At 58.4% G+C, this 23,079-nt stretch carries 20 protein-coding genes and 1 pseudogene; 17 read left to right on the forward strand and 4 right to left on the reverse strand.

The genetic code is table 11. The annotated features are described in order from the left end of the window. Positions 1–139: 139 nt before the first annotated feature. Complete coding sequence (locus K1567_RS05920; RefSeq protein WP_034112917.1) at positions 140–1,033, reverse strand: LysR family transcriptional regulator; 894 nt, start codon at positions 1,031–1,033, stop codon at positions 140–142. 129 nt (positions 1,034–1,162) lie between these two features. On the opposite strand from K1567_RS05920, the gene K1567_RS05925 reads away from it, so the two are divergent. The 6 genes from K1567_RS05925 to K1567_RS05950 all read left to right on the forward strand — a co-directional run bounded on the left by K1567_RS05925 (position 1,163) and on the right by K1567_RS05950 (position 8,851). Further along, the gene (locus tag K1567_RS05925; RefSeq protein WP_034097218.1) at positions 1,163–2,809 is read left to right on the forward strand and encodes a GMC family oxidoreductase; all 1,647 of its coding nucleotides are present in this window, start codon (positions 1,163–1,165) and stop codon (positions 2,807–2,809) included. Positions 2,810–2,874: 65 nt separating this feature from the next. After that, positions 2,875–4,497, forward strand: a complete 1,623-nt coding sequence (locus K1567_RS05930) for an MFS transporter (RefSeq protein ID WP_220698253.1) — start codon at positions 2,875–2,877, stop codon at positions 4,495–4,497. A gap of 165 nt (positions 4,498–4,662) precedes the next feature. Beyond that, the gene (locus K1567_RS05935) at positions 4,663–6,612 is read left to right on the forward strand and encodes a DNA topoisomerase III (RefSeq protein WP_220698254.1); all 1,950 of its coding nucleotides are present in this window, start codon (positions 4,663–4,665) and stop codon (positions 6,610–6,612) included. A gap of 131 nt (positions 6,613–6,743) precedes the next feature. Next, complete coding sequence (locus K1567_RS05940; RefSeq protein ID WP_034097215.1) at positions 6,744–7,184, forward strand: CBS domain-containing protein; 441 nt, start codon at positions 6,744–6,746, stop codon at positions 7,182–7,184. Positions 7,185–7,192: 8 nt separating this feature from the next. After that, entirely contained in the window at positions 7,193–8,038 is an 846-nt protein-coding gene (locus tag K1567_RS05945) for an NAD-dependent protein deacetylase (protein WP_034112914.1), read from the forward strand. Between the two features lie 483 nt (positions 8,039–8,521). Then, a complete protein-coding gene (locus tag K1567_RS05950; protein ID WP_034097212.1) occupies positions 8,522–8,851 on the forward strand; it encodes a hypothetical protein in 330 nt (109 codons plus the stop codon). A gap of 122 nt (positions 8,852–8,973) precedes the next feature. Here the strand turns inward: K1567_RS05950 and K1567_RS05955 are convergent, their stop codons facing one another. Further along, positions 8,974–9,876 (reverse strand): LysR family transcriptional regulator, encoded by a 903-nt coding sequence (locus K1567_RS05955; protein WP_220698255.1) that lies wholly within the window; start codon positions 9,874–9,876, stop codon positions 8,974–8,976. Positions 9,877–10,009: 133 nt separating this feature from the next. On the opposite strand from K1567_RS05955, the gene K1567_RS05960 reads away from it, so the two are divergent. Genes K1567_RS05960 through K1567_RS05970 form a run of 3 tightly spaced genes read left to right on the forward strand, consistent with a single transcriptional unit; the run spans position 10,010 to position 12,595 of the window. Beyond that, positions 10,010–10,708: a CoA transferase subunit A gene (locus K1567_RS05960; protein WP_034097208.1), complete on the forward strand. Its 699-nt coding sequence runs from the start codon at positions 10,010–10,012 to the stop codon at positions 10,706–10,708. A gap of 34 nt (positions 10,709–10,742) precedes the next feature. Next, complete coding sequence (locus K1567_RS05965) at positions 10,743–11,402, forward strand: CoA transferase subunit B (RefSeq protein ID WP_034097206.1); 660 nt, start codon at positions 10,743–10,745, stop codon at positions 11,400–11,402. Positions 11,403–11,413: 11 nt separating this feature from the next. After that, on the forward strand, positions 11,414–12,595 hold the full coding sequence (locus K1567_RS05970) for an acetyl-CoA C-acetyltransferase (protein ID WP_034097205.1): 1,182 nt from the start codon (positions 11,414–11,416) through the stop codon (positions 12,593–12,595). 143 nt (positions 12,596–12,738) lie between these two features. Here the strand turns inward: K1567_RS05970 and K1567_RS05975 are convergent, their stop codons facing one another. Continuing rightward, the gene (locus K1567_RS05975; RefSeq protein ID WP_034097203.1) at positions 12,739–13,824 is read right to left on the reverse strand and encodes a DUF1615 domain-containing protein; all 1,086 of its coding nucleotides are present in this window, start codon (positions 13,822–13,824) and stop codon (positions 12,739–12,741) included. A 249-nt stretch (positions 13,825–14,073) separates the two neighbouring features. Here K1567_RS05975 and K1567_RS05980 point away from each other — a divergent pair, with 249 nt between their 5' ends. The 8 genes and pseudogenes from K1567_RS05980 (at position 14,074) to K1567_RS06010 (ending at position 21,916) form a co-directional block, all read left to right on the forward strand. Then, complete coding sequence (locus K1567_RS05980; RefSeq protein ID WP_220698256.1) at positions 14,074–18,783, forward strand: RHS repeat-associated core domain-containing protein; 4,710 nt, start codon at positions 14,074–14,076, stop codon at positions 18,781–18,783. Position 18,784: 1 nt separating this feature from the next. After that, positions 18,785–19,168, forward strand: coding sequence for a hypothetical protein (locus K1567_RS05985; protein WP_052202182.1), 384 nt, complete (start codon positions 18,785–18,787; stop codon positions 19,166–19,168). Positions 19,169–19,578: 410 nt separating this feature from the next. Then, a complete protein-coding gene (locus K1567_RS05990; RefSeq protein ID WP_177329710.1) occupies positions 19,579–19,986 on the forward strand; it encodes a hypothetical protein in 408 nt (135 codons plus the stop codon). 25 nt (positions 19,987–20,011) lie between these two features. After that, positions 20,012–20,410, forward strand: coding sequence for a hypothetical protein (locus tag K1567_RS05995; protein WP_310794493.1), 399 nt, complete (start codon positions 20,012–20,014; stop codon positions 20,408–20,410). An 82-nt stretch (positions 20,411–20,492) separates the two neighbouring features. Further along, positions 20,493–20,645, forward strand: a pseudogene (locus K1567_RS27910) (hypothetical protein); the annotation flags it as partial. Continuing rightward, entirely contained in the window at positions 20,642–20,959 is a 318-nt protein-coding gene (locus tag K1567_RS06000) for a contact-dependent growth inhibition system immunity protein (protein ID WP_034096872.1), read from the forward strand. The pseudogene K1567_RS27910 and the gene K1567_RS06000, both read left to right, overlap by 4 nt. A gap of 382 nt (positions 20,960–21,341) precedes the next feature. Next, a complete protein-coding gene (locus tag K1567_RS27480) occupies positions 21,342–21,611 on the forward strand; it encodes an RNase A-like domain-containing protein (RefSeq protein WP_310794506.1) in 270 nt (89 codons plus the stop codon). Further along, positions 21,608–21,916, forward strand: a complete 309-nt coding sequence (locus tag K1567_RS06010; RefSeq protein WP_047882792.1) for a contact-dependent growth inhibition system immunity protein — start codon at positions 21,608–21,610, stop codon at positions 21,914–21,916. The genes K1567_RS27480 and K1567_RS06010 overlap by 4 nt, the downstream gene beginning before the upstream one ends. A gap of 138 nt (positions 21,917–22,054) precedes the next feature. Here the strand turns inward: K1567_RS06010 and hemB are convergent, their stop codons facing one another. Continuing rightward, the gene (gene hemB, locus K1567_RS06015) at positions 22,055–23,029 is read right to left on the reverse strand and encodes a porphobilinogen synthase (protein WP_034112899.1); all 975 of its coding nucleotides are present in this window, start codon (positions 23,027–23,029) and stop codon (positions 22,055–22,057) included. Positions 23,030–23,079 lie beyond the last annotated feature (50 nt).

A 23,079-nucleotide genomic window follows, 5' to 3' on the forward strand; every position in this document is an offset into this window, starting at 1 on the left:
TAGGAAGGGGGCGTCCATTCCATTACTACAGGGCTGCGGCACACACTCTTATTGTGTGTGAGCGGGCTTGTCGAATCGTCGCACCGCCCACGCTGGGGCGCGGAGCGGCCCTCTCTCTAGACACTGCTGGGTGGAGGCATCAGCCGGACTCGCCAAGCAACAGCGGCTGCTCCCGCGCGCACAACTCCACCACGTAATCCCACAACACTCGCAGCCGCACGGACTTATGCAACTCCCGACGCGAGCTGATCCAGTAGCTGCGCTGGATGCCCTCCCCCGGCAGCAATGCCACCAGGTCCGGGTCGCTGGCGGCCATGAAGCAGGGCAATACCGCAATCCCTAACCCCGAGCGCGCCGCCTGGTGTTGAGCAATGACGCTGGTGCTGTGGAACACCACTTTAGGGTTGCGACAGAAACTGCTGAGGAATTTCAGCTCCTGGCTGAACAGCAGGTCGTCAACATAATCAATCCAGGCATGGGCCGCGAGATCTTCACGTTTTTCAATCGGCGGGTTGCGATCCAGGTAGGCGCGGCTGGCGTAAAGGGAGAGGCGGTAGTCCGTGAGTTTGCGGGTGACGAGTTGGTCGACACTGGGGCGTTCGAGGTGGATGCTGATTTCCGCTTCGCGGTTAAGGATGCTGACGAAGCGCGGCACGGCCACCAGTTCCACTTCCAGCCCCGGATAACGTTCGAACAGGCCGCCCATGCGTCCGGCCAGAAACATCACCCCCAGACCTTCGGCCACACCGAGGCGGATCTTGCCCAGCGGCGCGGCGGTGTGGGTGAGTTCGTCTTCGGCCAGCAGCGCCACGTTTTCCATGGCTTCGGCATGTTTGAGCAGGGCCTCGCCAGAGGGGGTCAGCTCGTAACCGTGGGCATGCTGCACGAATAGCGCGGTGCCCAGGCTCTTTTCGATGGCCTCGATATGCCGCGCCACCGTAGCGTGGGTGGTTTTCAGGCGCTGCGCGGCGGTGAGCAAACGACCGCTGCGTTGCAACTCAAGAAAAAACCGCAAGTCATTCCAATCGAACATGTCGCCTCCAATGCGTGGGCCGCTACAGCACTGTTCAAAAACGCACAGCAGCTGGGTAAAAACTAACATTTTTAAGACGAAAACTAACAACTAGGATGGGGCCAATAAGAAAAACAAGCGAGACCTCAGATGCCCAATGCAGCTGCTGAATACGATTACGTAGTAGTAGGCGCCGGCCCCGCAGGTTGCCTGCTGGCCAATCGACTGTCCGCCAACCCCGCCCACCGCGTGCTGCTGCTAGAAGCCGGCGGCCGCGACAATTACCCCTGGATTCACATCCCCGTTGGTTACCTGTTCTGCATCGGCAACCCGCGCACCGACTGGTGCTTCAAAACCGAAGCCCAGCCAGGTCTGCAAGGCCGCGCGTTGAGTTACCCACGGGGTAAAGTGCTGGGCGGTTGCTCCTCCATCAACGGCATGATCTACATGCGCGGCCAGGCCCGTGACTACGATGGCTGGGCCGCCGAAGGCAACGCCGGCTGGGCGTGGAACGACGTGTTGCCGCTGTTCAAGCACAGCGAGAACCACTTTGCCGGCGGCTCGGAATTCCACAATGACAGCGGCGAGTGGCGCGTCGAGCAGCAACGGCTGTCGTGGCCGATCCTGGATGCCTTCCGCGAAGCGGCGGCGCAAAGCGGCATCGCCAAGGTCAGCGATTTCAATCAGGGCGATAACGAAGGCTGCGGCTACTTTCAGGTCAATCAGAAGGCCGGCGTGCGCTGGAACGCGGCCAAGGCGTTTCTCAAACCGGTCCGTCAGCGCACCAACCTCACCGTGCTCACCGAAGTGGAAGTCGACCGTGTGTTGCTGGAAAACGGGCGCGCGTGCGAAGTGGTCGGGCGCAGGCTTGGTCAGTCCCTGAGTTGGAAAGCGCGCAAGGAAATCATACTGTGCGCCGGTTCCGTGGGTTCGCCAGGCATCCTGCAACGCTCGGGGATCGGCCCGTCCAACGTGCTCAAACCCCTCGGTATCAACGTGCTGCACGAACTGCCCGGCGTGGGCGGCAACCTGCAGGATCACTTGCAACTACGTCTGATCTACAAGCTGGAAAACGCACGCACCCTCAACCAGATCGCCGGCACCCTGTGGGGCAAGATGGGCATGGGCCTGCGCTACCTGTACGACCGCAGCGGGCCATTGTCGATGGCACCCAGCCAGCTCGGCGCATTTGCCCGCTCGGGGCCGGAGCAGGCCTCGGCCAACCTCGAATACCATGTGCAGCCGCTGTCCCTGGAGCGTTTCGGCGAGCCGTTGCATGGCTTCCCGGCGTTCACCGCCTCGGTCTGCGATCTGCGCCCGCAGAGCCGTGGCCGGGTCGATATCCGCTCAGCCAACCCGGCGGATGCGCCGCTGATCCAGCCCAACTACCTCAGCCACCCCGAAGACCTGCGCGTAGCCGCCGATGCCATCCGCCTGACCCGGCGCATCGTCGCGGCGCCGGCCTTGAGCCAGTTCAAGCCGGTGGAATATTTGCCGGGCGATTCGCTGCAAACCGAAGCACAACTGCACGAAGCCGCCGCACGCATCGGCACGACGATCTTCCATCCGGTGGGCACCTGCCGCATGGGTCACGACAAGGACGCAGTGGTCGACGCCCAGCTACGCGTGCACGGCGTGCCCGGCCTGCGCATCGCCGACGCCTCGATCATGCCGCGCATTACATCCGGCAATACCTGTTCACCCACGCTGATGATCGCGGAAAAAGCCGCGCAGCTGATCCTTTCGCCGCACACAAGGAGCCTCGCACCGGAGAAAGAACTGGTTCACGCAATCTGAATAGCGGCGCCGCACCCGGCGCCGACAGTGGAACAACAATAAATAATCACTGTGAGGGTTACCCGATGTCAGAACATGCTCAAACCCTAGGCTCGGCAGTAGACACGAGCACCGGCAACGACTCCAAGAAAGTCATCTTCGCCTCGTCCTTGGGGACGGTGTTCGAGTGGTATGACTTCTTCCTCTACGGCGCCCTCGCGGCGGTGATCAGCAAGCAGTTCTTTGCCGGGGTCAACGACACCACGGCCTTTATCTTTGCCTTGATGGCCTTCGCGGCTGGCTTTGTGGTGCGGCCGTTCGGCGCGCTGGTGTTCGGCCGTCTGGGCGACATGATCGGGCGCAAGTACACCTTCCTGGTGACCATCATCCTGATGGGCGTAGCGACCTTCTGCGTCGGTCTGTTGCCGACCTACGCCAGCATCGGCATCGCCGCGCCGATCATCCTGATCGTGCTGCGCATGTTGCAGGGCCTGGCCCTGGGCGGTGAATACGGCGGCGCCGCCACTTACGTCGCCGAGCATGCGCCAGTCGGCAAACGCGGGTTCCACACCAGCTGGATCCAGTCCACCGCCACCATCGGCCTGCTGCTCTCGCTGTTGGTGGTGCTGGCGTGCCGCTACTTCACCGGCGACCAGTTCGAAGTGTGGGGCTGGCGCATCCCGTTCCTGTTTTCCATCGTGCTGCTGGGCATTTCCACCTGGATCCGCATGAGCCTGCACGAGTCGCCGGCCTTCTTGAAAATGAAAGAAGAAGGCAAGGCCAGCAAGGCGCCGATCCGTGAGTCGTTCGGTAAGTGGGAAAACCTCAAGGTGGTGCTGATCGCGCTGTTCAGCATCAACGGCGGGCAAGCGGTGACCTTCTACGCGGCGCAATTCTACGTGCTGTTCTTCCTCACCCAATTCCTGCGGATGGACCCGGCCCTGGCCAATATGCTGCTGATTATCAGCGTGGTGATTGGCGCGCCGTTCTTTATCCTGTTCGGCTGGCTGTCGGACAAGATCGGACGCAAACCGGTGCTGATGCTCGGCCTGCTGCTGGCCACCGCCCTGTACTTCCCGATCTTCAAGGGCCTGGCGCACTACACCAACCCGGCGATGGATCAGGCCAGCCACCAGGCGCCGATCACCGTGCTGGCCGACCCGGCCACCTGCACCTTCCAATTCGACCCGGTGGGCAAGGCGCGGTTTGACAGCCCATGCGACAAGGTCAAAACCTTCTTGGTCAAGCAAGGCCTGCCCTACACCAGCGCTGCTGCGCCGGCCGGCAGCCCGGTGCAGGTGAGCGTCGGCGAAGTCAAAATCGACGGTTTTGACGAAGCGGCGTTGCGCGGTGCCGTGACCCTGGCCGGTTACCCGTCTTCGGCGGATGTGGCGCAGGTCAACAAGGTCATGGTGGTGGTGCTAATCGTGGTGCTGATCCTGATCGCCGCCATGTGCTACGGCCCGCTGGCGGCGCTGATGGTGGAACTTTTCCCGACGCGTATCCGCTATACCTCGATGTCCCTGCCCTACCACATCGGTAACGGCTGGTTCGGCGGGTTCCTGCCGACCGTATCGTTTGCGCTGGTGGTGTACACCGGCGATATCTTCTACGGCCTGTGGTACCCGGTGATGGTGACAGGGGTGAGCCTGATTGTCGGGTTGTTTTGCCTCAAGGAAACGCGGCATGTGGATATCGATAGCAACTGAATAAGCTGCAAGCTGCAAGCTTCAAGTAAAAGCCACTCGGCTCTTTCTTGTCGCTTGCAGCTTGCCGCTTGAAATTCCCAGCTGTACATCCATACAGATAATGGTTGCTCAAATCCATCCGACTGAGCATCCTGCAAAGCATCAATCCGATCTGATGTGATGACCATGCGGCTGTACCTCTGCGAAAAACCCTCCCAGGCCAAGGACATTGCGGCGGTGCTCGGCGCCAGTCGTCGTGGTGACGGCTGTTGGTTGGGCAATGGGGTCACCGTCACCTGGTGCATCGGCCACCTGCTGGAAACCGCCCCGCCCGATGCCTACGACGCCAAGTACAAACGCTGGGTGCTGGCCGATCTGCCGATCGTGCCGGACAAATGGAAGATGCTGGTCAAACCCAAGACCGCCAGCCAGTTCAAAGCGGTCAAGCGCCTGCTGGGGGAAGCCCAGGAACTGGTGATCGCCACCGACGCCGACCGCGAGGGTGAGATGATCGCCCGCGAGTTGGTGGAACATTGCCGCTACCGGGGGCCGATCCAGCGATTGTGGTTGTCGGCGCTGGACGACGCTTCGATTCGCAAGGCCCTGGCCGCGCTCAAGCCCGGCGCCGACACCTTCAGCCTGTACCACTCGGCCCTGGGCCGCTCCCGCGCCGACTGGCTGATCGGCATGAACATGAGTCGCTTGTTTACCTTGCTGGGGCGTCAATCCGGTTATCAGGGTGTATTACCGGTGGGCCGGGTGCAAACACCCACTTTGCGCCTGGTGGTGGACCGCGACCGCAGCATCGCCGATTTCGTCCCCGTGGCGTACTGGGCCATCGATGTCGACCTGCGCCACGCGCACATGACCTTCACCGCTCAATGGCGCGCCACGGAAGACGCCTGTGATGACCAGGGTCGCTGCCTCAACCCGCAGCTGGCGCAGACCGCTGCCGCTGCCATGGGCAACGCCGCCAGCGCACGCCTGGTGAAGCTGCGTACCGAACGCATGCGCGACGTGGCGCCCCTGCCCTTCGACCTCGGCACCCTGCAGGAAATCTGCTCGAAGAAACTCGGCCTGGGCGCTCAGGAAACCTTGGATATCGCCCAATCCCTCTACGAAAGCCACAAGGTCATCACCTACCCGCGCAGCGATTGCGGTTACTTGCCGCTGAGCCAGCACAGCGAGGCAGCGAAGATTCTCGCCGCACTGGGCCGTGCCGACCCGGCGGTCAGTGAGCTGATGCCGCATATCGATCCCCAGCGGCGCTCGCGGGCGTGGAACGATGCCAAAGTCAGCGCCCACCACGGCATCATTCCTACCGGGGCCGGCAAGGACGTGGGCCAGCTCAGCGGCAAGCACCGCGCGGTGTACACCTTGATTCGCGCGCGCTACCTAGCGCAGTTCCTGCCCAACCACGAATACGATCGCACTCAGGCAGATTTCGAATGCGCCGGTTTTGCCCTGCGCGCGGTGGGCAAAGTGGTGATCGAGCCGGGCTGGAAACGCGCCCTGCCCGAAGCACTCGCCCCCACCAAGGGCCGCGAAGCGCCAGCGCCCCAGGCCCTACCGGCGCTGGTGCAGGGCCAGGATTACGCAGTAGCCAAGGTCACGCTCAAGGACCTGTGGACCCAGCCACCCAAACCCTTTACCGAAGGCGACCTGATCAAAGCGATGAAAAACGTGGCCAAACTGGTGGAAGACCCGTTGCTCAAGCAGAAGCTCAAGGACACCACCGGCATCGGCACCGAAGCCACCCGCGCGGGCATTATCCAGGGGCTGCTCGACCGCGGTTATCTGAGCAAGAATGGCAAGGCGCTGGCCGCCACACCGGCGGCATTCAGCCTGATCGACGCGGTGCCCCGCGCCATCGCCGATCCCGGCACCACTGCCATCTGGGAGCAGGCGCTGGACATGGTGCAAAGCGGTGAAATGAGTCTGGAGGAATTCGTCGCCAAACAAGCAGCCTGGATGAGCAAGCAGGTGGCACGTTGCAATGGCATGCGCATGACCATCACTGGCCCCGCGAGCCCGGCAGGACGAGGGGCGGCACCGTGGAAAAAGAAGCGCAAGGCAGCCCCTCGCAAGACGACAGCGAGCCCTAAACGGGCAAAAAAACCGGTAAATAGCGGATAAACACCAAAAAAAACCGGTTAATGACGTTTTTCGACAGGTTTGACGCCGCATTGGTCCTTGCTACGGCGCGGGCTGTCTAGGATTCTGTAGGGGTTCCACTGATTTCCTACAACAACACCGGAGTGGCCGCCATGAAGACCGTTGCACAGTTGCTCAAAGCCAAAGACCAGAAAAACCAGGACGTCCACACCATCCAATGGGATCACACCGTGTTTGAAGCACTGGTGCGGATGTCGGAAAAAAACGTGGGGGCATTGCCGGTCGTCCAAGACAACAAAGTGGTGGGCATCATCAGCGAGCGTGACTACGCGCGCAAAATCATGCTCAAGGGCCTGTCATCGGTGACCACTAAGGTGCATGAGGTGATGAGCGCGCCGGTGATCACCGTGGACACCCATAAGCGCGTCGAAGAATGCATGAACATCATGACCGACAGTCACTTGCGCCACCTGCCTGTGGTCGAAGACGGCAAACTGCTGGGCCTGCTGTCCATCGGTGACTTGGTCAAGGAGGCCATCGCCGAGCAGGCTGACCTGATCAAGCAGTTGGAGCAGTACATCCGCGGCGAATAGGAGAAACCATGCTCGATTCCCTGGCGCATCAGCAAGACCACCTCGACACCCTGTACCGGGCCATGACTGATCGGCGTTTTCTGGTATTGACCGGTGCAGGCATCAGCACGTCCTCGGGCATTCCGGACTACCGGGACAGCGAAGGCGTGCGCCGAGGCAAGGCACCAATGATGTACCAGGAATTCCTGGCCACCCCGCAGGCGCGGCGACGTTACTGGGCGCGCGCCATGCTGGGCTGGCCGCGCGTACGCGTCGCACAACCGAATGCAGCGCACCGAGCGTTGGCCATCTTGCAACAACGCCAGCACATCACCGGGCTGATCACACAAAACGTCGACACCCTACATGACCAGGCCGGCAGCCAAGGTGTGATCGAACTGCACGGTAGCCTGCACCGCGTGCTGTGCCTGGACTGCCAGCAGCGCAGCCAGCGCGATGCGATCCAACAGCTGATGGAAACCCAGAACCCCTACCTGACGGGCGTCGATGCTGTGCAGGCGCCTGACGGAGACACGCTGCTCGACCCGGCCTTTGAAGCGCGCTTTGAGGTACCCCGGTGTCCATATTGCCAGGGTGAACGATTGAAACCCGACGTGGTGTTTTTCGGTGAGAACGTCGCCCCGCCCACTGCCGCCAAGGCAATGGCGGCAGTGGAACAGTCCGAGGGGTTGCTGGTGGTGGGCTCTTCGCTGATGGCGTATTCGGCATTTCGCTTGTGCAAGGCGATGGTCGAGCAAGGCAAACCGGTGATCGCCATCAACCTGGGCAAGACCCGGGGCGACGAGCTGTTGCAGGTGAAGATCGAAACCTCATGCGAACAACTGCTGCCCTTGCTGGCGAACCGCCTGCAATAGCCCCCTTCTCCACCGTAGAGACCGTCCAGCGCAAAAAATGACGCTCAAGTCACGCCTCTGCCGTATCTCCCCGTGCCCACAACGAATTATGTAGTGATCGAAAATAATCACTACATAACCGTTGACGTAACCTTTTTGTCCTTGCATGATCAAGGCGTCTCCCGGATCGGGAGCGTTGGTAACACGCGTTTTGAAAGAGCTCGTCTGACCGCCGAGCTGTTTTTTCCGGATGTGCACTGCCCACAAGGCAGATTGATGAAGCTGACCGACTCGTAAGAGCACGGTACAAGAAGCTCGAATGCTCCTTGTCTTCGTTATGAAAGCATTGCGTAGCAGTTCATCAGTAAGACTACAAGCATCAGGTTCAAGACCCTGCCCGTATTCGGCAGCCAGTTACTAACGCCCGGTTATTGAAGCCGGAGACAACTAAGCAGTTTTAACGGAACCAACTGATAGATCGCCAACTGGTCAAGGGGCTTACACATGAATCTGAACAACCAACCAACTATCGATGAATTGGCTGAGATGTTCGCAGCGCAGAAAGACACACTCGACGACCATATCCTGTGGATTGGCAAATCGGGCGAAGTCAAGATCGACTGCCTGGCGCCCCACACTGAAGAAGCCGAGTTCGACCGTAATAACCGTGAGTTAGCGGCGCGCCTGAAGATGTACCGCCGCGGCCAGGGTTATGTCGGCAAGAAGGCCGCTGCCGATCGCAACTTTATCGAACAAGTATTCGACACACTTAACAACGCTTGGGAGTCTTTCAAAGACAGCTCGCAAGTAAAAGTGATTGATCGCTACTACTAGAATCAACGTGTTCAATGTGGGAGCTGGCTTGCCTGCGATAGCTATTTAACGCTCAACGACAGTGTTGACTGTTAAACCGTTATAACAGGCAAACCATCTCCCACACTTGTTTGTGCTGCGGGTCAAAATGTTGGAAACCGGCCCTTGCCCGCCTCATCGCGAAAAATATCGAACAAGGCTTGCGCCGCCGCCGACAACTCATGCCCCGGCTTGGTCAGCACACCAATCGGCCGCTCGATCACCGGATCACGCAAGGTAATACAATGCGCGCCCGCCTCCTCCATCTGTCTGGCACACAATGCCGGCACAGCGCTGACGCCCAAGCCACTGGCTACCATTTTGCCCACAGTCGCCAATTGATGGCTTTCCAGTGCGACCGGCAGTTTCATCCGTAGCGCACCCAAATGCTCCTCCAGCATCACCCGTACCGTGGAAGGCCGTTGCAAGGTGATAAAGGGGTGTTCCAATAAAGTCTCCCAGCCGATCTCGTCGCATTGCGCCAAGGGTGAATCAGCCGACACGACCGCAATGAAGCGATCCAGATACAAAGGGGTAAAGGCCAGCGACGAGCCTTCAGACGGTTCGAACGCCACACCCAGCTCCACCTGGCGATCGCGCACCATCTCCAAGACCTGTTCGTTGATCAAGTCGTGCACCGTCACGTTCACCTGCGGGTAACGCGCGCGGAATATCTTCAAGATCGGCGGCAACAAGTTGCCCGCGAACGACGGCATCGCCGCCACCGTGACGCGCCCGCGCTGCAAGGTGAAGCGCTGGCGCAGCTCATCCTCGGCGTTGTCCCAATCGGCCATCAGTCGGCGGGCCAGTGGCAGCAACGATTCGCCTTCCGGGGTCAGCGCGACATTGCGCGTATTGCGGCTGAACAACCGCCCGCCCAGGCCCTCTTCCAGGCCCTTGATGGTCAGGCTCAGCGCTGACTGGGACAGGTGCAGACGCTCGCAGGCGGCGGCGAAACTCAGGCTCTGGGCCACGGCGAGGAAGGCACGCAGCTGTTTCACGGTCATAAAAGCACTCCGAGAGACGGATCAACTATGCTGTTTTCTAAATCAATCAACCTTAAAAAACAACTTAACAAATCAATACATCAGCGCAACACTCGGTCCATTGGCTGGCCCACAAACAATAAAAGAGGTGCATATGGCAGGTTTCGATAAACGCGTGGCGTCCTACGAAGAGGCATTGGCAGGCCTGGAGGACGGCATGACCGTACTCGCCGGCGGCTTCGGCCTGTGCGGTATCCCGGAAAACCTCATCGCAGAAATCAAGCGCAAAGGCACCCGTGAGCTGACGGTGGTCTCCAACAACTGCGGCGTCGACGGCTTCGGCCTGGGCGTGCTGCTGGAAGAAAAACAGATCCGCAAAGTGATCGCGTCCTACGTCGGTGAGAACGCGCTGTTTGAGAAGCAATTGCTCAGCGGCGAAATCGAAGTGGTGCTGACGCCCCAAGGCACCCTCGCCGAAAAAATGCGCGCAGGCGGTGCCGGTATCCCGGCTTTCTTTACCGCAACCGGCGTCGGCACCCCAGTGGCCGAAGGCAAAGAAACCCGCGAGTTCAACGGTCGTCCTTACCTGATGGAGGAGTCCATCACCGGCGACTTCGCCATCGTCAAAGGCTGGAAAGCCGACCACTTCGGTAACGTGATCTACCGCCACACCGCTCAGAACTTCAACCCGCTGGCCGCCACCGCCGGCAAGATCACTGTGGTCGAAGTCGAAGAAATCGTCGAACCGGGCGAGCTGGACCCGGCGCAGATCCACACCCCTGGCATCTACGTCGATCGGATCATCTGCGGCACTTTCGAGAAGCGCATAGAACAGCGCACCGTCCGCAAATAATCCGCCTCCAGCCCGAACAATAAGGACACACAAAATGGCTCTTACCCGCGAACAAATGGCTCAACGCGTCGCCCGCGAAATGCAGGACGGCTTTTACGTCAACCTCGGCATCGGCATTCCGACCCTGGTGGCCAACTACATCCCCGACGGCATGGAAGTGATGCTGCAATCGGAAAACGGCCTGCTCGGCATGGGCCCGTTTCCTACCGAAGACACCATCGATGCCGATATGATCAACGCCGGTAAACAAACGGTGACCGCACGCATCGGTGCGTCGATTTTCTCCTCTGCCGAGTCCTTCGCGATGATTCGCGGCGGTCACGTCGACCTCACCGTGCTCGGCGCATTTGAAGTCGATGTGCAGGGCAACATCGCTTCGTGGATGATCCCCGGCAAACTGGTCAAGGGCATGGGCGGCGCCATGGACCTGGTGGCCGGTGCGGAAAACATCATTGTGATCATGACCCACGCCTCCAAGGACGGAGAGTCGAAGTTGCTCGATCGCTGCAGCCTGCCGCTGACCGGCGCCCACTGCATCAAACGGGTGCTTACGGACCTGGCGTACCTGGAAATCGAAAATGGCGCTTTTGTCCTCAAGGAACGCGCACCTGGCGTCAGCGTTGAAGAGATTGTGAGCAAGACCGCCGGTAAACTGATCGTCCCGGACCACGTTCCAGAAATGCACTTCCAGTGAGGACAGATTCCATGCAAGACGTCGTGATTGTTGCTGCCACCCGCACCGCCGTGGGCAGCTTTCAAGGGTCGCTGGCCAGCATCCCGGCTCCGGAACTGGGCGCCGCCGTAATCCGTCGCCTGTTGGAGCAGACCGACCTGGACCCGGCCCAAGTCGATGAAGTGATCCTCGGCCAAGTGCTCACCGCGGGCTCCGGCCAGAACCCCGCGCGCCAGGCCTCGATTCTCGCCGGCCTGCCCCACGCGGTGCCGAGCCTGACCCTGAACAAGGTCTGCGGCTCGGGCCTCAAAGCCCTGCACCTCGGTGCCCAGGCCATCCGCTGCGGCGACGCCGACGTCATCATCGCCGGTGGCATGGAGAACATGAGCCTGGCCCCCTACGTACTGCCTGCCGCGCGCACTGGTTTGCGCATGGGCCACGCCAAGATGATCGACAGCATGATCACCGACGGCCTGTGGGATGCATTCAACGACTACCACATGGGCATCACCGCCGAGAACCTCGTGGACAAATACGGCATCAGCCGTGAAGCCCAGGACGCCTTTGCCGCCGCTTCTCAGCAGAAGGCTGCGGCAGCCATCGAGGCTGGGCGGTTTGTCGATGAGATCACCCCGATCCTGATCCCCCAGCGCAAGGGCGACCCAATCGCCTTCGCCGTGGATGAGCAACCGCGCGCCGGCACCACTGCCGAGTCCCTGGCCAAGCTCAAGCCGGCCTTCAAGAAAGACGGCAGCGTCACCGCCGGCAACGCCTCCAGCCTCAATGACGGCGCCGCTGCAGTAATGCTGATGAGTTCCGATAAGGCGAAAGCCCTCGGTCTGCCCGTGCTAGCCCGCATTGCCAGTTACGCTAACGCAGGCGTGGACCCGGCCATCATGGGCATCGGCCCGGTATCGGCCACCCGTCGCTGCCTGGACAAAGCCGGTTGGAGCCTGGGCGATCTGGACCTGATCGAAGCCAACGAAGCCTTCGCCGCGCAATCCCTGGCGGTGGGCAAAGAGCTGGAGTGGGATGCTGACAAGGTCAACGTCAATGGCGGCGCTATCGCCATCGGCCACCCGATTGGCGCCTCGGGTTGCCGCGTGCTGGTGACCCTGCTGCACGAAATGATCAAGCGCGATGCCAAGAAAGGCCTGGCGACCTTGTGCATCGGCGGTGGCCAAGGCGTAGCCCTGGCCCTGGAACGCAACTGATAAAAAACAGCAACATCGCTCAACTATCGGAGGGGGGCTTACCCCCCTCCCACCTTTGATCTTCATTGTCTGGCAGCTTGAGGCATTGCAAACACCTCATTGGAAGCCATCGCCATCAGCCATACAAATCTCGCACTGGGCCCTCAGCGCTTCATACAACGCTGATAACGCTCATCCACGCGCTTGGCAAACCATGCCGTGGTCAGGTTACGGGTGATCTTCGGGCTCTTGAGCACAATCCCCGGCAGAATCGCCCGTGGCAGGGGTTTGCCGGCAGCCTTGTCGGCGAGGGCGAACACACGTTGGTAAAGGGTGGTTTCTTCGAAATCCAAGCGCTCGCCCTGCTCCAGCTGGCTGCGGATGCTGGGGTTGCGCATATCCAGCTTCGCGCCCAACGAACGCACCGCCAGTTCCGTGGTACCGGGCAGTAGCGAGCCGTAGCGAATCAAGTCCCCATCCAGCGCCAGCTCGACCCCCGAAGCCCGACTGACCGCCGCCTGGAACGCCGCATTGCGGCTGGCATACCAACCGGCGTTGAAGTCAGCGAAGCGATACAGCGGTTGATCGTAGTTCACCGGATAGCCGAGCAAATGGGCGATGCCGAAGTACATGCCGCCACGGCGGGTGAACACTTCGCGTCGGATTGATCCGTCCACGGTGTAGGGATAACCCCGCGCTTGTTTCTGTGCAAAGTCGATGCTCACCTGCATCGGCCCGGCGGTGTGCACCGGGTTGAACCCGCCGAACAGCGTTTTGCCCAACGGCACCATGCTGATGAAGTCATCGAAAATACCGCTCAAGTCTTTTTCCGTACGTGCGGCGCTCAGACGTTCGGCGTAGGTTTTGCCGGTGGGCGAATTCAGTTGCAATGCGCTGCGCACCACAAAGGCCGGCACATGCACCTTGCCGGCACGGCGCAGGATTTCATCCTGGGCGATTTTGCCCATATTGGGCACCGGCGGGTCGACCTGGAAGGTGGACTCCTGCTCGGTCACCGCCAGCACCGCGCAGATATTTTCGGTGCTCGGGTAAATCTTCTGGGTATCAAAGGCCGTGTAGATATCCTGGGCCCAGCCATTGCGGTCCGTAACCTTGGGTGGCAGCAACCGCACGATCTGCGCCTTGACCTCGGCTTCGCTGCGTTCCGGTTGCTGCGGGCCACGGGCGGTGGAGCAACCCGCCAGTACCAGCAAGGGCAAAAGGCAGAGGATCAGGCGGCTTGAATACATGAAGAGTCCTTGAGTGATGGCGGGCCGTGAGTTGCACGTTTCGACAGGTAAGTCTAACCAGGGTTCGTGGGTTCGGTAGGCTCGCCCGTTACGACCGGATGTGACCGCTGCCGAAACATCCCACGCAAGCGCCGGATAAGCTCTACTGCCCTGCCCCACAAACCTCTGCAAAGTCCCTCGCCTGATCACACAGTGCGAAGGATTGCAGATGTTTTTTTTCGTTATGGCCCTGATTGATAGGGCAACCTCATGATTGGCGCGACCAGCCAGACCATTGGCTTTCTGGTACTCGCCGCCTTGGATGCGAAGACCCGCGACGTCGAGTCGGTACTCAGGGATTTCCGCGGATGCCTCAATAGTTACGACGCCTGGGCCGAGAGTGTCCTCAGCTTTTCGGCGCTGAATATCGAGCAGGTGTTCAAGGCCGGAGATGAAGCGGAGCGGGTCGCGCCGATCAACCGCTCGCTGTTCCCCAGCAGCGCGGTCGCGACCTGCCGGGCCGATGGCACCTTGACCTTGGTGCATCGGTTCCAGAGTTCACGGTTCGTACCCATCGGCGATACACCGGTGATACTCCAGCGCATCGATGCGGACGGCACGCTGCTGGGCGAGCCGATCCATAAAACCATCGGGCCCAGCGGCATTCTTGAAGTCAAGGAATGCGAACGCAACCAGCGCTACCGCATCCACTTCTACCCGAATGTATCCGCCGCGCATTTCAAGGCGCTGTACGCCTCTTATCAGGCGGTCATCGCGCCGCTGGAGGCGTGGCTGCGCAGCGAATGGTCCGACACCTTCGAACCGCTTTGGCAGGGCTACTCCGAGGCGCACTTCCATAAGCGCTACCTCTCGCTCCACGCAGCCTACGCGCGCGGATTCGGCGAAGCGCTGTACTCGCTGTGGGACAACCTCAAGCAACTGTTCCAGTGGCTGTCGGACCCGGTGGCCCATGCCGAGCAATGGCTGCGGTATCTGTCCCAGGCCGAGTTTGACCAGTTGCTGGCGCTCGGTGCCGACGCTATTGCGACGGGCTTGCTGATGCTCAGCGATGAGCCGTTGTTGTTCATTTACATGGCGGCGATGGTCAGTTGGATGCGCCTGCTGCCACCGCCGTATATGAATGAGCTGCTCGGAGAAATCACTGGCGAGGTGCTGATCAACCTGTTGCTGATCTGGGCCACAGCGGGCATGGGCGTGGCGGTTCGCTTGGGCGCGCAGGTGCTGGGTAGGATCAAGTCGCGGCGCGCGCGCGAGTGGTTGGAACATTTGGCCGAACAGTTTGGCAAGGTGCGCGTCGAGGAGCACGCCGAGGCTGCTAAGCCGGTGTTGCTCAGTCGCCAGACCACGGCGGTCGATACGGTCCCGGTGGGGCCGTTGAAGGCTGGGGATCAATGGGTTTCCAACCCGGTCACAGCGGCGCGCAACAAGACGCAGCAGACGGTGTTGGTGCGGCAGGAGCCTGTAGACGACGCACCTGTTTCGGGAAAAAACCCGAACGGCGATGCGGCGGCTTCTGCGGATAAAACCGTCACTAACGGCTGCCCGGTGTCGATGGTCACCGGCGAGGAATTGCTGACCCTGACTGATGGCACGCTGGATGGGGTGTTGCCGTTCGAGTGGACGCGGCTGTATCGCACCAGTGCGGTGGAAGTCGATGTTGGGCTGGGGTTTGGCTGGAGCCATGGGCTGGCACAGCGGCTGGTGGTTTCAGGCGATTCGGTGGTGTGGACCGACCATGAAAATCGCTCTATCTCGTTTCCAATCCCCACCGTTGCGCGACCGGCAATCACCAATAGCCTGGCCGAAGCGGCGATCTATCTGGGCGCTTCGCCGGATGAGCTGGTGCTGGCCCAGGCGTCGCGGTTCTACCACTTTCGCGATGGTGTGCTGACAGCGATCAGCGATGCGTATGACAACCGCCTGCGAATTTTCCGCGATGTGCTCGGGCGTATCGAGCGGGTGGATAACGGGGTGGGTCGCTCGTTGTTTCTGCGCTATGGGGCTGGGCGCATTGTCGCGGTGGACTACCAGATTCAGCGCGCCGAAGGCCGTGGTCCGTATGTCTGGACGACTGAGCAAAACGTCGTTTCCTACGCCTATGACGACCTGGGCCGACTGGTCTCGGCGACCAATGCCGTCGGCGAAAGCGAGGTGTACCGCTACGACGATCGGCACGTCATTGTGGAACGCGGCCTGGCCGGCGGGGCTAGTTTCTTCTGGGCGTGGGAACGCTCCGGCAAGGCGGCGCGCTGTGTGCGGCACTGGGCCAGCTTCTCGCAGATGGACACGCGCTATGTGTGGGGCGATGACGGCCAGGTCACGGTGCACAACGCCGATGGCAGCCAGGAAATCTATGTCCACGATGACCGTGCGCGATTGGTGCAACGCATCGATCCCGATGGCGCGCAGCACTTCAAATCCTACGATGCCCAAGGGCGGTTGACGGTCGAACAAGACCCGCTGGGCGCGGTGACGGCCTATCAGTACGACGAAGCCGGACGCTTAGTGGCGTTGTTTCCTGGGGAAGATGAGCCCACTACGTACGAGCATGACCACGGGTTCGTACGCGTGGTGCGTCGGGGTGAGGCGGTCTGGAAATACGAGCGTAAGGATCAGGGCGATGTCATTCGTAAGATCGATCCTGACGGTCACGTTACCGACTACAGCTATAACAAACATGGGCAACTGACCGGCGTCTGGTACCCGGATCACAGCTGCCATCGCTTGGTGTGGAATGAGCGCGGGCAACTGATTGAGGAGCAGTTGCCCAATGGCGGCATCAGGCGCTATCGCTACGACGACCTGGGCCGCGAGGTGGCGCGCGAAGATGAACACGGCGCGCTGACCCAGTATCAGTGGGACGCTGTGGGTCGACTGACTCGTCTGACCCTGCCAGGCGGTGCCACCCGCGAATACAGCTACAACCCCTACGGAAAAATCACCGCCGAACGCGACGAACTCGGCCACGTCACCCGCTACGACTACGCCGACGGCCTGCACCTGATCAGCCGCCGCCTGAATGCCGATGGCACTCAGGTCCAGTACCGCTATGACAACGCCCGATTACTGCTCACCGAAATCGAAAACGAAGTCGGCGAAACCTACCAACTCGACTACCACCCCAACGGCCTGATCCAACAGGAAGTCGGGTTTGATGGGCAGCGCACCGCTTACGTTTACGACCTCAACGGCCACCTGCAGGAAAAGACCGAATACGGCGACGACGGCAGTCAGCTCGTCACTCGTTACGAACGCGACCATGCCGGACGCCTGGTACGAAAAATCCTGCCCGATGACAGCGTCGTTGAATATACCTACGATCGCCAGGGCAATCTCCTCAGCGTCGACGACGGCCATTGGGCGTTGGCCTACGAGTACGACCGCCAAAACCGTCTCACCGCCGAACACCAGGGCTGGGGCACCCTGCGCTATGGCTACGACGCCTGCGGCCAGCTCAAGCACCTGCGCCTGCCGGATAACAACCGCGTGGCCTTCAACCGCGACAAGGGCGGGCACCTAGCGACTGTTGAATTAAATGGCAAAACCCTAACCTCGCACCTGTTCAACGCCGGTCTGGAACACCAGCGCCAACAAGGCCAACTGCTCAGCCACTATCACTACGACGACCAACAGCGCCTGCACGCCCACGCCGTCACCCACCAGACCCATCCGCTCTACCAGCGCCAATACGACTACGACCGAGCCGGCAACCTCACCCGCCTGCTCGACACCCGCAAAGGCGAACACCACTACCGCTACGACCCGCTGCAACGCCTGACCCGCGCCGACCATTCCCACGACGTGCAGGAACGTTTCGCCCACAACCCAGCCGGCAACCTGCTGATGCAAAAACGCCCCGGCCCCGACATCGTCGCCGGCAACCGCCTGCTGATCCAGGGCGACCGCCACTACACCTACGACGCCTTCGGCAACCTGACCCAGGAACGCCGTGGCAAAGGCCAGCAACTCTTCACGGAATACCGTTATGACAGCCAGCACCGGCTGATCGAAATCACCCGGCCTAACGGCCAAACCGCCAGCTACCGCTATGACCCGTTTGGCCGACGTATCAGCAAAACCGTCGACGGCATCACCACCGAATTTTTCTGGCAAGGCGACACACTTATCGCCGAACACCAAGCGGGCCGCCACCGCAGCTACCTCTACGAACCCGACAGCTTCCGGCCGCTAGTCCTACTGGAAGGCTTCGGTCCAGACCACACCCAGCCCTACCACTACCAACTCGACCACCTCGGCACACCCCAGGAACTCACCACCCCCGAGGGCGATATCGCCTGGTCCGCCCACTACCGCGCCTACGGCGAAATCGCCCGCCTCGACGTAGGCAAAATCGATAATCCGCTGCGTTTCCAGGGCCAATACTTCGACGAAGAAAGCGGCCTGCACTACAACCGCCATCGCTACTACAATCCGGATACTGGTCGCTACCTGACGCCGGACCCGGTGAAGTTGGCGGGTGGGATCAATGGGTATCGGTATGTGCCCAATCCGACGGGATGGGTGGATCCGCTAGGGCTAAGCCCATGCCCTGGTGAAGATAAATGCAAGCCGAACAGCAATGCTGAAAACTCTTTTGTAAAAACTACTGTCGACAAAAGAATACCGCTAAGCCAAATCAGCACAAACAATGCGCCTGTAATGGGCTACCACAAGGAAATTTATGCTAATAAATCTATTAAGCCGGAAGAAACCACTCAAAAATGGGAAAAGTTTCTAGGGCCTGGGCCACATTCAAACATCCATCCAAGAACGGGCACCCCTGATAGTGACAGAATAGTTTCTAGCGACGCGAAAAGAAGTATTCGTTACGGCGCTCATGAGATGAACAGTAAGCCGAGCAAACATCACTATCATGAGGAAACGTGGACGCTAGAGCTTAAAAGCAACACAATGAACGTGAATAACACAGTTGTCAGAGTCCCACTATCGAAGAAGTGAAATGAAAATACATATTACCGAAGCATTTTCTGTGAAAGGCACTTTATATGTGAAATTCCAATCGCCATCTGGAAATGCCACTGCGCTATGGAGCGGAACCGCTCCAGAGAACAATGAAATTCTGGATGTGGAATTCGATCTGGATGATGTTTTTTCCTGGGGGAAGAACATCAAGCTTTCGAACAAGAAAACACCACATATCACCACTATAAATGGCGTCACCCAAATAACGGCTGAGATGATTAAAAATCAGGATGAAGAATGTGCAGCATTAAAAATCAACGACTCAATCATCCTTATTGACCTTGAGAAACCGATAGCTGAAAAAACAGGTTGGGTTCAAGTGAGCACAGCAAGAATCCGGCTCTACCCCACGAGTATCTGAACGATACTTGAGTTCACACCACCACTATCTATCTCCAAACATAGGCGACAGCGCTTAAAACCACGTTTAGGGCTGCTACGCAGCCCAGCGCAGGGCAAGCCTGCTTACCACAACAACAGGCTCAAGTTCCCAGCAAACTTACGGGGCTCATTCCTAGGATATGAGCGTCGGCGTAACGCCGCCTCTTCACACTCTCACCCTCTAGACCGACCGCAATCAATCGACCTAATAGGACAAACACGCAAAATCCGCACCTTAACGAAAACTTAAATTGGTTCAAGGTAAAATTTGACAGGAATGATAATAGCCGACCATTCACAGCGTTCCCAAGCGAGAAGAAATGATGTTGAAAAACCCATTCACAAATGCACCTTTCGATGCGGACCTCAAGTGGCTTATTGGAGTATTTGATGTTTATGATCAAGAGGAAAGCCGCGGCAAAGAACTGGAAAAATACAACCCGAACGAGAAAAGCGACAGAGAGCAGGGCCTTAAAGCAACGTTCTATAGATGGAACAAACCCAACCACCAGGGAAATAGGGCCTGTAGCCTCCAGCTCACAATTTAAGTCTTGGAAAATGCAACTTCACGCCATAAATAAGGCGATAGGTAGAATGCAGGGGAATGCGCCATCTCCTACAGGTTTCGATGGAATAGGTAACCCTGTGGTCGTGGTAGAGCTACCCGGAGCAGGACGTGGCTACAAACCCAACAGCAAGGACGTAAACAACCCGAGGCACATTGAAAATATGAATAGAGCAGAGATTAGATTCGATAGAAACAATATAACCAGACCATTCACCGCATTCCCTAAGTGAACTCACAATGCTGAAATGCCCATTCATGAACACGCCTTACATTCCGAACATCTCTCACATAATCGGAGCCTTATCGATATACGACCTTGAGAGCACAGTTGGAAAAGAATTATGGAAATACGACCCAAACAATGAAAAAGATAGAGAAAAAATTATAACCTCTTATATTTTTAAAGATCTTATGTATCTATCATACAGACATCGCTTTGTACTGATATCTGCACTACGTGATGCATTAGACAACCCCAAGTTTGACTTCTCGAAACCATTCGAAAGCGATTACGACGAATATATAACTATGACCTGGAATGAAACAGAAATCGCCAACCCACGAGGCTTCTTCGCCGACATTTATAGGCTCGCCAACGAAGTCTGGAAAGACGACCTCCAAAAAGCCAGCCTTGAAGACCAGTCAACGTGGTAACACCACCACTCCCTCTCACAACCCACTCCTGTGGCGAGCGTTCATTACCACACTCTCCCCCCACTAAACCGACCGCAACCCACTCCCCTGCGCTGCGCCGACGCGGGTAGGGCTGAGCGTTATAAGAGGCACAAGAGACTCAGTCCCTGTCTATAAGTTCATGCTAATACTAATAAAAAAACCCAAGATGCCCGATGGTTACCTACTACTAACTGGATATCCAATAGAAAAATGAGTGAACAATTAACCGAACTTCAACAATTTTTTGGTGCTTATTTTAACCAAGACTGGCCAGAGGAACATGCAACAGCTGACGACGTCATTGATAGTTTCCTACTAGACTCATCCAAGGAAGTTATCATGTCAGTAAAAAATGAGATTATAGATCTAATTAACTCTTACCAAAACGAATCAGACTTTCTGGAAAAGCTATTGCACGAGCAATATTGCTACTATTACTACCCCCATGAGTGGACGTCTGGACCGCTGTGGCTGAACCACATAATTCACAAATTCGACAGCTACCTGTCCGAAAAGCAAAACCAATAAAGATATTTAACCAGAGAAAATAGCGAAGCACTTAAAAGGCAGCTCATCACAAGCAATCTCATTCACAGCGGGCCGTGAAACCGCCCCTGTCAGGGCGACGTGATATCTCGGGGGAAGGTGCCTGGTTTAGGGCTGCTACGCAGCCCAACGCAGGGCAAGCCTGCTCACCACAAAACAGGCTCAAGGCCCGAGCACGCTTACGGGGTGGATAGATCCGCTGGGGCTGAGCTGTAAAAAAACGAACTGCCCTGAGGGGCCGTATAGCGTAATAGTGCCAGGAGGAGGTTTAGCCGCACACGAAGCGGCAGGAGGACATCTGATGGAAAAGCACGTTGGGAGAACTAACAAATAGTTGCTTGACCGTTTGAAGCAGTAACCAAACATCCCTGCGGCCTCTACCTTTCACGACCGGACCTCAGCAGAGCTCGCTATATCAAGTGCAATCAACGAAAACAAAACTAAAACTAATAACTTTCTCAAAGGAAGCAACAACCAGTTGGTGATCATCCAAAAGCCCAAAGAACCAATAGGCACCAGTATTAAAAAGAAAACTACAACACCAGTTCCAGGAAAAGAAATTTACTTAATCATTCGAAGAAACAAAAACATGCCCAATGGCTACCGCATACACACAGGCTTTCCAAACCCATGAACCAAGACTACCCTGAGTTACAGCAATTTCTCGCTGGATATTTCAATCAAGATTGGGTGGATGATCACAAAAGCGCAGATGGCGTGATTAATTACTTTATCTCTGACTCCTCTGAAGAGACAAAGACGATAGTGCAACGAGAACTGGACAGATTAATTTCCACTGAGAAAACCGAGAAAGAACTTGAAGACTTTCTATTCTCCGAGATGGGTTGCTACTACTATTACCTCAACGAATGGAACGATGGCAGAACATGGTTAAAACATGTTGCATCAGCATTAAGTAACGGCAACCCTAAAAAATAGCGCATTCAATGGAAAGATTTATTAATTATGGGAATATTATTTACCGTCAAATAAATTAGTCTTCTATTTGCAAGTCATGGGCTGCTACGCAGCCCAACGCAGGGCAAGCCTGCTCACCACAACGGTCTCGCGTTGTCTTCAGATCCCCGCCAACGCCAAATCCATCGCAAAGTACGTGAAGATCAAATCCGCCCCCGCACGCTTGATTGACCCCAGCGTCTCGCGCACTACTCGATCCTCATCAATCGCCCCCGCCTGCGCCCCAAACTTGATCATCGCGTATTCACCGCTCACCTGATACGCCGCCACCGGCAGGCGCGAGGCTTCGCGGATGTCGCGGATGATGTCGAGGTAGGCGCCGGCCGGTTTGACCATCAGCGCGTCGGCGCCTTCCTGTTCGTCGAGCAGGGATTCGCGCACGGCTTCGCGGCGGTTCATGGGGTTCATTTGGTAGCTTTTGCGGTCGCCCTTGAGCGCGCTGCCGCCGGCTTCGCGGAATGGGCCGTAGAGGGCCGAGGCGAATTTGGTGGAGTACGCCATGATCGGGATATGGGTGAAGCCGGCGTCGTCGAGGGCGCGGCGGATGGCCTGGACCTGGCCGTCCATGGCCGCCGACGGTGCAATCACATCAGCACCGGCGCGGGCGGCGGCCACGGCTTGTTTGCCGAGGTTGACCAGGGTCGCGTCGTTGTCGACGTGGGCGCCGTGCATCACGCCGCAGTGGCCGTGGTCGGTGTATTCGCAGAAGCAGGTGTCGGACATCACCACCATCTCCGGCACGGCGTCCTTGATGATCGAGGACATGCGCGAGACCAGGCCGCGTTCTTTCCAGGTGTCGCTGCCATTGGCGTCCAGATGGTGGGACACACCGAAGGTCATCACCGACTTGATGCCGGCACGGGCAAACCGCTCGATCTCGCCGGCCAGTTTTTTCTCAGGGATGCGTCGCACGCCCGGCATGCTGGTAATCGGCACGAAGTCGTCGATTTCTTCCTCGACGAAAATCGGCAGCACCAGGTCGTTGAGGGTGAACTCGGTTTCCTGGAACAGACCACGCAGCTCCGGGGAGCGGCGCAGGCGGCGTGGACGGGCTTGGGGGAACTGGCTGGTCATGGCTTTCCTGAAAAAATGGCAGAAATCTTTGGGGCGAAAGCTTATGCCCC

The organism is Pseudomonas sp. S5F11 (assembly GCF_019641515.1).
Lineage (GTDB): Bacteria > Pseudomonadota > Gammaproteobacteria > Pseudomonadales > Pseudomonadaceae > Aquipseudomonas > Aquipseudomonas rhodesiae.